The sequence below is a fragment of the Albidovulum sp. genome (genome assembly GCF_008933605.1).
GTDB lineage: Bacteria > Pseudomonadota > Alphaproteobacteria > Rhodobacterales > Rhodobacteraceae > Albidovulum.
Genome location: NZ_WBUS01000130.1, coordinates 1 through 8,922, shown reverse-complemented (window position 1 = coordinate 8,922; position 8,922 = coordinate 1). Strand labels below are relative to the sequence as shown.

Sequence of the window (8,922 nt, the reverse complement as noted above, 5' to 3'; positions counted from 1 at the left end):
GGCCGCATCCGGCCCGCCGGGCGAGCGGGGGCTCGACGCCCCCCGAGACCGCCCCTCCCCGAGGCCGGCCGCGCCTCAATGCGCCTCGGCCCAGTTCGCCCCCTGCCCCGCATCGACGACCAGTGGCACGTCGAGATGGACCGCCGGATGCGCGGCCCCTTCCATCACCTCGCGCGCCGCGGCGATCAGCCGGTCGGCCGCCCCTGCCTCCACCTCGAACAGAAGCTCGTCATGGACCTGCAGGAGCATCCTGGCCGGCAGGCCGCGCGTCGCCTCCGGCATGCGGATCATCGCCCGGCGGATGATGTCGGCCGCCGCCCCCTGGATCGGTGCGTTGATCGCCGCCCGCCGTGCGAAGCCGGCCGTCGGACCCTTGGCGTTGATCTCGGGGGTGTGGATCTTCCGCCCGAAGAGCGTCTGCACGAAGCCCTTCTCGCGGGCGAAGGCCACCGTCTCGTCCATGTAGGTCTTGATGCCCGGGAAGCGCTCGAAATAGCGGTCGATGAATCCCTGCGCCTCGGCGCGCGGGATGCGCAGGTTGCGGGCGAGGCCGAAGCCGGAAATCCCGTAGATGACCCCGAAGTTGATCGCCTTCGCCCGCCGCCGGACTTCCGGCGTCATCTCCGCCAAGGGCACGTTGAACATTTCCGACGCGGTCAGCGCGTGGATGTCGATCCCCTCGCGGAAAGCCTCCTTGAGTTCGGGAATGTCCGCCACATGGGCGAGGATGCGCAGCTCGATCTGGCTGTAGTCGAGGCTCACGAGCCGCATCCCCGGCCCGGCCACGAAGGCCTCGCGGATGCGCCGGCCCTCCTCGGTCCGCACGGGGATGTTCTGCAGGTTCGGATCGGTCGAGGCAAGCCGCCCGGTATTCGCGCCGGCGATCGAATAGGAGGTGTGGACGCGCCCGGTCTCGGGATTGATCGCCTGCTGGAGCGCATCGGTATAGGTCGATTTCAGCTTGGCGATCTGCCGCCAGTCGAGCACCCGCGCCGCCAGTTCGGCGGGACGGCCGAGGTCGGTCATCGCCGCGATATCCTCAAGGACGTCGGCGCCGGTGGCGTAGGCCCCGGCCTTGCCCTTCTCGCCGCCCTCCACGCCCATCCGGTCAAAGAGGATCTCGCCCAGCTGCTTGGGGCTGCCGACGTTGAAGGGCTCGCCGGCGATGCCCTGTATCTCGGACTCGAGCCCGGCCATCTTCTGGGCGAAGGCGTTCGACATGCGGCTCAGCACCTGGCCGTCGACGCGGATACCGGCCATCTCCATCTCGGCCAGAACCGGGACGAGCGGGCGCTCCAGCGTCTCGTAGACCGTCGTCACCTGGGCGCGGTGCAGGTTCGGCCGGAATGCCCGCCAGAGCCTCAGCGTCACGTCGGCATCCTCGGCCGCGTATCTCACGGCGTCGTCGATCGCCACCCGGTCGAAGGTGACCTGCCCCTTGCCCGAACCGAGCAGCGTCTTGATCGCGATGGGCTGATGGCCAAGGTAGCGTTCGGAAAGCGCGTCCATGCCGTGATTGTGCTGACCCGAATGCATCGCATAGGACATCAGCATCGTGTCGTCGATGGGGCCGACACGGATGCCGTGCCGGGCGAAGATCTTCCAGTCGTACTTCATGTTCTGGCCGATCTTGAGGATCGCGTCGTCCTCCAGCACCGGCTTCAAGGCGGCCAGGGCCTCCGCCATCGGCATCTGCCCCGGCGCGGGCGCGTCCGACCCGAAGAGATCGCCGCCCCCGACGCGATGGCCGACGGGGATGTAGCAGGCCCGCCCCGGCACGACCGACAGCGAGATGCCGACAAGCTCCGCCCGCATCTCGTCGAGGCTCGTCGTCTCGGTATCGACGGCGACATAGCCCCGTTCGCGGATGAGCGCGATCCAGGGGTCGAGCGCGGCGCGGTCGCGGATGCATTCGTAGGCCGAATGGTCGAAGGGCGGGTGGCCGGTGGCGACCGGCTCCGCCGCGTCCTCCGCCGCCGGACCGGCGGGGGCGGCCGGCGCCTCGGCAATGACCGGCGGCTCCACCTTCAGGGCGTCGGCCACGCGCTTGGTAAGGGTGCGGAATTCCATCCTCGACAGGAACTCCATCAGCGGTCCCGCCTCGGGGTCCTTCACCTCCAGCGCGTCGAGGGCCCAGGGCACCGGCGCATGCGCATCGAGCGTGACGAGCCGCTTGGAAACGCGGATCAGGTCCGCGTTCCCGGTCAGCGCCTCGCGGCGCTTCGGCTGCCTGATCTCGTCCGCGCGCGCCAGCAGGGTCTCGAGGTCGCCATATTCGTTGATGAGAAGCGCCGCCGTCTTGATCCCGATCCCCGGTGCGCCCGGCACGTTGTCCACCGAATCCCCGGCGAGCGCCTGCACATCCACCACCCGGTCGGGGGCGACGCCGAACTTCTCCTCCACCTCGGCCACGCCGATGGCGCGGTTCTTCATCGCGTCGAACATCACCACGCCGGGGCCGACGAGCTGCATCAGGTCCTTGTCCGACGAGATGATGGTGACGTCACCGCCCGCCGCCACCGCCTCGCGCGTGAGGGTCGCGATGATGTCGTCGGCCTCGTAGTTCTCCATCTCCAGGCAGGCGACATTGAAGGCCGCCGTCGCCTCGCGCGTCAGCGGGAACTGCGGCCTGAGGTCTTCCGGCAGCTCGGGCCGGTTGGCCTTGTACTTGTCGTAGATCTCGTCACGGAAGGTCTTCGAGGAATAGTCGAAGACCACGGCGATATGGGTCGGCGCATGGTCGCCCTTGTTGTTCTGCAACTGCGACCAGAGCATGTTGCAGAACCCCGCGACCGCGCCGATGGGCAGCCCGTCCGACTTGCGGGTGAGCGGCGGCAGCGCGTGATAGGCGCGGAAGATATAGGCCGAGCCGTCGATCAGGTGCAGGTGGCTGCCCTTGCCGAATGTCATGGCCGCGCTCCCTTCCCGTCCCGGACAATCCGAGGTATGGCAGAGTCCGTTGCAGGGGTCCATGGGGCCGGCGGCGACAGGAGGTCCTTGCCGGGTCGCGCGCGGCCCGATGCCGGATGGACCGCAGCATCTGGGCAGGAGGTCGTCATGGACTATGGCAAATCGGGAATGGCCAAGACCGGCAAGAAGGCGCCGCGCCACGCCGAGCACAACGCGAAGGGCAGCGAAAAGAACCCGTTCGGCAGGCCGCAGCCGAAGACCGAGCTGCTCAAGCGGATGAAGGAAGCCGCGACCAGGAAATCCTGACGCGCCACGTGGCGCTCAGTGGCCGACCGTCTTCGAGTGGAGGTTGATGAGCGCGACGCCCGCGATGATGAGGGCAAGGCCGAGGATCGCCGCGGCGTCGAGCGTCTGCCGTGCCCAGATGAAGGCCACGAGCGCGATGAGGACGATGCCAACGCCCGACCAGATCGCATAGACCACCCCGGTCGGCATCACCCGGAGCGGCACCGAGAGGCATCCGAAGGCCACCGAATAGCCGACCACGGTCACGACACTCGGCCAGAGGCGGCTGAAGCTGTCCGACCGCGCCAGCGCCGTGGTCGCGATGACTTCGGCGACGATCGCGACCAGAAGAAAGGCATATGCACGCAGCACGGCGACGGACCTTGGGGCAGGGATGTGGCGGCTAATGCCTCAGTGATCGTCGTGCGCGTGTTCGCGGTCGATCACGTACTTCTTGTCGCAATAGCCACATTCGACGAAGCCGGTGTCCTGCGGGATCGTCAGCCAGACGCGCGGATGGCCGAGCGCGCCCTCGCCGCCGTCGCAGGCCACTTTCCAGGTGGTCACAACCTCGGTCTCGGGGGCGGGGATGGTCATCGTCTGGGCTCCGTGCAGGGACACTCTGGCTGGCGCACACCATAGCGGCAGAACCTGCAAGAGCAAGTGGCGCCGCGGTCAGGCGCCGCGCTCGAAGACCGTGCGGAAGGCGTGGAGTTCGTAGCGCATCAGCCCCGCCGCGACCGCGGGATCGGCCTCGGCCACCGCCCGCGCTCGGGGCTCGTCCTCTGCCTCGAAGACGCAAAGACCCCAGTCACCGTTTTCGGTCCGGCCGACAAAGACGATACGCCCCGCGCCGTGCAGCGCCTTGATGTAGTCGAAGTGGCGGCCCATCGTCTCCGCTTCCCCGGATGTGAGGGTCGCCGCGAAGTCGCCGCGCGGCGGCAGGATGCGATAGGCGAAATGGCTCATGTCTCGATCTTCGGCAGCATCCGGCCCAGAACCCGGCCGCCGAGGATGTGCATGTGGTAGTGCGGCACCTCCTGCACGCCGTGTGTGCCCGCGTTGGAGATGGTGCGGTAGCCCTGCCCGCCGGCTCCCGGCCTAACCCCGGTCCGGCGGCAGACCTCGGCCGCGGTGCGGGCGAAATCGGCGATCTCCTCGTCCGAGGCTTCGGCGGAGAAATGGTCGAAGTTCACGTACTTGCCCTTCGGAATCACCAGCACATGGACCGGCGCCTGCGGCCGGATATCGTGGAAGGCGAGCGTGTGGTCCGTCTCCAGCACGGTCTTGTTCGGGATCTCGCCGCGCAGGATGCGGGCGAATATGTTGGTGTCGTCGTAGGCGTAGCTCATGGCGTCCCTCAGTCGCAGAAGAGATGGTCGGCACCCGCGATCCCTTGCGCGGATTCCACCGGAATAGACAGAAACGCCGCCAATGGCACGGCATTTTCGGCCGCGCCCGCACCCTGCCGGATGCGGTGGAAATGGGCGAGGCCCGCGTCGCCGAGGCGGTCGCTTTCATGGGAAATGTCGGCCCGGATCGTCGGCAGGAGCCGCGCCATCGTCTCGGGCGCCGTGGCCTCGCCGGCAAGTCCCGTGCGCCGCGCATGACCTTCGAGATATGCGTCTGAAAACTCGCAGGAAATCTCGAGAATGCGCACGGTCGCCCGGTCCGAGCTGAAGTCCTTCAGTAGGTCGAAATCGGCCGGGTCCATGCAGACAAGCAGCCGGTCGGTCCCGAGGCGGTCGTAAAGAAGGCGCATCAACGCGCGGCGGTGCCGGTTACGCTTGTCGAGTCGCCGCTCGATCCCGCCGAGGTCCGGCAGGGGCGTCGCCTCCTCGTTGAAGAGATAGTGGACGGAGGGAACGCCCGTCGCCGCCGCCGCGTGGTCGGCGAGCCGCTTGGCGACATGCCACTTCTTGCAGACGAGAATCAGAAGCTCCCGGTCGCGCCCGAGGCTCGCCTCGCGCTCCCAGAACCGCGGGGCGAAGCGGCGCCCCTCGCGTCCCCGCCCGGTGAGGAAGCGGTAGAGCCGCTGCCCTTCGTCCGAAATGGCGAAGCTGATGCCGCGCGCCGCGTAAAGCTCGCCCAGCCGGCGCCTGAGCTCCCGCGCCTCGGGGCTGATCTTGCGGGCGAAGAGGTAGTCCTGCGCCAGCAGGAGGTCGTAATGATCGTTGTAGAAGCTGACCGGCATCCCGTAGTCGGAGAACATCAGGAAGGTCAGGCTCCGGGTCCGGATCTCCCGGTCCGGCACCACCTGTCGCACAATCGTCTGGAAGAAGGTCTCGTCCGGGATCCATGTGGTGCGGAAGAACCGCACCACCTCGGGCCGTCTCGCGCAGAAGTCGAGCACCCATTCGGCGGTGCGGCGCCTCAGGCACCACCACTGGCTGCCGATCATGACCTGCAGGTCGGCGGGAATCGCCCGCGTCAGGCCGAGGCGCTTCTGAAGGTTGTAGGCGCCGTAGAAGAGCCGTTTCTGCGTGCGTTCGTTGAACGGGTGGCGGTAGGCCAGCCGGTCGCCCTTCATTCCCGTCTTGATCCAGTCGGAGGTGAAGAAGTCGAAGCTTTCGATGTAATCGGCATCCTCCCGGTCGAGGAAGTCGTGGATGTATTCGGCCGACTTGATCGGCATGCAGTCGCCCGAGAGCATGTAGAGATGCGTGGCGTCCGGGAAAGCCGCAAGCGCGGCACGCAGGGCCTCGAGCGTCGCCGCGACGAGACTCCATTCCCCCCAGCCGCACCGCACGCGGCGCCGCGCGAAGGTGACGTTGGGATTTCCGGCCAGGGCCGCGCGGATGCGGCGGAAATCCTCGGCGCCGGCGCGGGCGTCGAAATGGATCGCCATGCAGTCGCCGGCGGCCGTCAGCCGTTCGGCCTGCCGGATGATCCCCTCGGGGTCCTTGTGACAGAGAAGAATGAAGGCGATCTTTGCCATTTGAGAACCTGTTAACCGACCCACAATGGATTGTTGAGGGATTTCGGTTTATGAGCCGTTGAAAAGACCGGTTTTCATTGCATTTTGGGCCGCAATTCGCAGTCAGGATGCCCGATGCGCGACGGGACGAGGAGATACGGGCCAGATGGGATTTCCAGGCACCTGGATGACGGAAAGCGAAAGCATGGTCTATCGCGTGGTGCCGAAATGCGCCTGCTCGACCATCGGCCAGATCATGTTCTTCTCCGACCACGGACGCTTTTTCGACGGCGACATCCATGACGCGGCCGACGGCCTGCACAAGTGGAGCCAGGAGGCGAGCCAGCCGCGGATCGAGGCCAATGTGACGGCGCACAAGAGCTATGCCTTCACCTGCGTCCGCAACCCCTACACGCGCATCCTTTCGTCCTTTTTCGACAAGGTCTGCGGCATCCAGCGGAACGGCAAACGCTATCGCGGCAACCTCGTGCCGATGCTCGTGCAGAAATACGGGGTGGAGGTCGGCAGCCCCGAGAATGGGTTCGAGTTCGACCAGATCCGCTCTTTCCGGCGCTTCCTGCTCTTTGCCCGCGACACGATCCGCTGGCGCCGGCCGATGGAGCCCGACATCCACTGGTCTGCCATGTCCGGCCACATCGCCACCTACATCGTCAACGGCGGAAGCTACAACCACATCTTCTTTACCGAGCGGTTCGACGCGGGGATGCAGGTGGTGCTCGACCACGTCGAGACACCGCGGAAGGTCGACCTGAAGGCCATCCCGCGCTTCAACGAAAGCGAAGGCCACGGGCCGAAGCGCGCCCATCCGGTCGAGGATTACTTCGACGACCTCGCCATGCACCTGATGTGGGAAATCTACCACAAGGACTTCCAGCTCTTCCGCTACGACTTCGACAATCCGGCCAACAAGATGCCCACGGGCGAGGTCGACCTCGCAGAGGTCCACGCCAAGCTCGGGCGCTAGACCGGGCGCCGCTCGGCTGGCATGGTGCGGCCGCATGACCCGCCTTGGCTCCCTCCGTCGATGGATCGCCCGCCGCGCCGCCGGGGTCGAGCTTGGCCTTGCCGTAGTCCTCGCCCTCGTCGCGGTGTCACTCTGGGCCTTCGCCGAACTGGCTGACGAGGTCATGGAGGGCGAAACCCGGGCCTTCGACATCGCCATCCTGTTCGCGCTCCGGACCCCCGGCGATCCTGCCGACCCGCTCGGTCCGGCTTGGGTGGAGGAAATGGCGCGCGACGTGACCGGGCTTGGCGGTATCGGCGTGCTGACCTTCCTCACCCTCGCGGCGGCGGGGCTCCTCTGGCTGCAGCGCAGGCGCTGGACGGCGCTCTACGTCCTCGGCGCGGTGGGCAGCGGGGTGACGCTCAGCAACGCCGCCAAGGCGTTCTTCGACCGGCCCCGGCCCGACCTCGTGCCGCATGGCTCGCTCGTCTACACCGCCTCGTTCCCCTCGGGCCATTCGCTGATGGCGGCCGTGGTCTACCTTACCCTGGCCGCACTCGTCGCGCGCAGCTTTCCCGAGCGACGGCTTCGCGCCTACGTCGTGGCGCTCGCCATCCTCGTGACACTCGCGGTCGGCGCGAGCCGCGTCTACCTCGGCGTCCACTGGCCGACCGACGTCCTCGCCGGCTGGGCGGCGGGCGGAGCCTGGGCCCTCGCCTGCGCCGCCCTCGCCCATGCGCTCGCGCGGCGCGGCGCCATCGAGGCCGTGGATGACGGTCCGCCCCCCGGATGAGACGCCGCGGCACGGGCGGAGGCGCCGCCCCCGCCGCATTCCATCAGGAGACGGCCGCCGTCGGTGCCTGCACCAGGCCCTGCCCCCGGTCGGCGGCATCGACACCGGGCGCGAAGGGCGCGCGCACAGCGCTCGCCAGAAGCCGCGCCTCCACCGCGCGGCTGGTCAGGGGCAGGCTCGCCGCGCCGAGCGCCTGCCACCAGAGCGCCGCCACGCCGGCGACATGCGGGCAGGCCATCGAGGTGCCGTTCAGCGACTTCAGCCCGCCGCCCGGCCAGGCCGAGACGACGCCCACGCCCGGCGCCGAAACGACCGGGTTGGTGTTGGAGAAGGGCGCGACCGTCAGCCCGTTCGCGCCCTCGGACAGCGCGCCCACCGACACCACCCCGAGCGCCGCCGCCGGGACCGAGGCGCTGACCTCGAAGTCGGGGGCGATCTGCCGCTCGCTTTCGTTGCCGCTGGCCGCACAGACGACCGTGCCGCCGTTGAAATCCATCTTGGCGCGCATGAGATCCATCAGGCTGTCGAAGACCCTCAGGTTCATCCGGTAGGCTTCGAGCGCGATCGAGGTGGCGAGCGGAACGGGCAGGCCGTTGACCGTGACGAGCCGGTCGGCAAGGCCGGGGAAGTCGAACCCGAGCGACATGGAGATCACCCGAGCGTTCTCCTCGGAGGCCCAGTTCATCGCCGCGAAGAGCATCTCCGAACTGCCCGACCCGTCGGCGCCGAGCACCTTGCCGATCAGCGCCTCGGTCACGCCCGGCGCGATGCCGATCCGCGTGCCGCCGACGTCGCGGCCGAAGATCGTGCCGGCGCAATGGGTGCCGTGGCCGTGTCCGTCACCGTTGCCGGACCCGGTGAAATCCTTCTGGATCAGGGTGACGCCCGCGAAGGCCGGGTGGGAAGCTTCGATCCCGGTGTCGAGCACCGCGACGCGCACGCCCGCGCAGGGCATGCACGCGGCCCCGGCGGCGGAGGCGGGCGCGGCGAGGGACACGGCGAGGGACAGGGCGAGCGCGATCGGAGCGAGGGCTCGTGGTGTCATGGAGCTCA

Annotated in this window: 10 protein-coding genes; 3 read left to right on the top strand and 7 right to left on the bottom strand. The window is 68.1% G+C overall.

What is annotated here, in order from left to right; genetic code table 11:
* Positions 1–75 precede the first annotated feature (75 nt).
* Positions 76–2,910, bottom strand: a complete 2,835-nt coding sequence (gene polA, locus F9K34_RS14655; RefSeq protein ID WP_291337775.1) for a DNA polymerase I — start codon at positions 2,908–2,910, stop codon at positions 76–78.
* A 147-nt stretch (positions 2,911–3,057) separates the two neighbouring features.
* Here polA and F9K34_RS14650 point away from each other — a divergent pair, with 147 nt between their 5' ends.
* Entirely contained in the window at positions 3,058–3,216 is a 159-nt protein-coding gene (locus tag F9K34_RS14650) for a hypothetical protein (RefSeq protein ID WP_291337773.1), read from the top strand.
* Between the two features lie 15 nt (positions 3,217–3,231).
* On the opposite strand, the gene F9K34_RS14645 is transcribed toward F9K34_RS14650, so the two are convergent.
* The 5 genes from F9K34_RS14645 to F9K34_RS14625 all read right to left on the bottom strand — a co-directional run bounded on the left by F9K34_RS14645 (position 3,232) and on the right by F9K34_RS14625 (position 6,133).
* Positions 3,232–3,564: a DMT family transporter gene (locus F9K34_RS14645; protein ID WP_436405751.1), complete on the bottom strand. Its 333-nt coding sequence runs from the start codon at positions 3,562–3,564 to the stop codon at positions 3,232–3,234.
* 42 nt (positions 3,565–3,606) lie between these two features.
* Positions 3,607–3,792 carry a zinc-finger domain-containing protein gene (locus F9K34_RS14640; RefSeq protein ID WP_291337768.1) on the bottom strand — a complete coding sequence of 62 codons (186 nt, stop codon included), beginning with the start codon at positions 3,790–3,792 and terminating at the stop codon, positions 3,607–3,609.
* 78 nt (positions 3,793–3,870) lie between these two features.
* On the bottom strand, positions 3,871–4,164 hold the full coding sequence (locus tag F9K34_RS14635; protein WP_291337767.1) for a YciI family protein: 294 nt from the start codon (positions 4,162–4,164) through the stop codon (positions 3,871–3,873).
* Positions 4,161–4,547, bottom strand: coding sequence for a histidine triad nucleotide-binding protein (locus F9K34_RS14630; RefSeq protein ID WP_291337765.1), 387 nt, complete (start codon positions 4,545–4,547; stop codon positions 4,161–4,163). Before F9K34_RS14630 ends, F9K34_RS14635 begins: the two co-directional genes overlap by 4 nt.
* An 8-nt stretch (positions 4,548–4,555) precedes the next feature.
* Complete coding sequence (locus F9K34_RS14625) at positions 4,556–6,133, bottom strand: DUF5928 domain-containing protein (RefSeq protein ID WP_291337763.1); 1,578 nt, start codon at positions 6,131–6,133, stop codon at positions 4,556–4,558.
* A 145-nt stretch (positions 6,134–6,278) separates the two neighbouring features.
* Between F9K34_RS14625 and F9K34_RS14620 the strand changes: the two genes are divergently transcribed.
* Positions 6,279–7,097 carry a sulfotransferase family protein gene (locus F9K34_RS14620; protein ID WP_291337761.1) on the top strand — a complete coding sequence of 273 codons (819 nt, stop codon included), beginning with the start codon at positions 6,279–6,281 and terminating at the stop codon, positions 7,095–7,097.
* Positions 7,098–7,131: 34 nt separating this feature from the next.
* Entirely contained in the window at positions 7,132–7,869 is a 738-nt protein-coding gene (locus F9K34_RS14615) for a phosphatase PAP2 family protein (RefSeq protein WP_291337759.1), read from the top strand.
* A gap of 43 nt (positions 7,870–7,912) precedes the next feature.
* On the opposite strand, the gene F9K34_RS14610 is transcribed toward F9K34_RS14615, so the two are convergent.
* On the bottom strand, positions 7,913–8,922 hold a 1,010-nt coding region (locus tag F9K34_RS14610; protein WP_291337757.1), incomplete at its 5' end, for a S8 family peptidase.

Excerpts from the sequence above, each read along its gene's own strand:
- F9K34_RS14620 (WP_291337761.1), top strand. The coding sequence starts at position 6,279 with ATGGGATTTCCAGGCACCTGGATGACGGAAAGCGAAAGCATGGTCTAT.
- F9K34_RS14650 (WP_291337773.1), top strand. The coding sequence starts at position 3,058 with ATGGACTATGGCAAATCGGGAATGGCCAAGACCGGCAAGAAGGCGCCG.
- F9K34_RS14640 (WP_291337768.1), bottom strand. The coding sequence starts at position 3,792 with ATGACCATCCCCGCCCCCGAGACCGAGGTTGTGACCACCTGGAAAGTG.
- F9K34_RS14630 (WP_291337765.1), bottom strand. The coding sequence starts at position 4,547 with ATGAGCTACGCCTACGACGACACCAACATATTCGCCCGCATCCTGCGC.
- polA (WP_291337775.1), bottom strand. The coding sequence starts at position 2,910 with ATGACATTCGGCAAGGGCAGCCACCTGCACCTGATCGACGGCTCGGCC.
- F9K34_RS14625 (WP_291337763.1), bottom strand. The coding sequence starts at position 6,133 with ATGGCAAAGATCGCCTTCATTCTTCTCTGTCACAAGGACCCCGAGGGG.
- F9K34_RS14615 (WP_291337759.1), top strand. The coding sequence starts at position 7,132 with ATGACCCGCCTTGGCTCCCTCCGTCGATGGATCGCCCGCCGCGCCGCC.
- F9K34_RS14635 (WP_291337767.1), bottom strand. The coding sequence starts at position 4,164 with ATGAGCCATTTCGCCTATCGCATCCTGCCGCCGCGCGGCGACTTCGCG.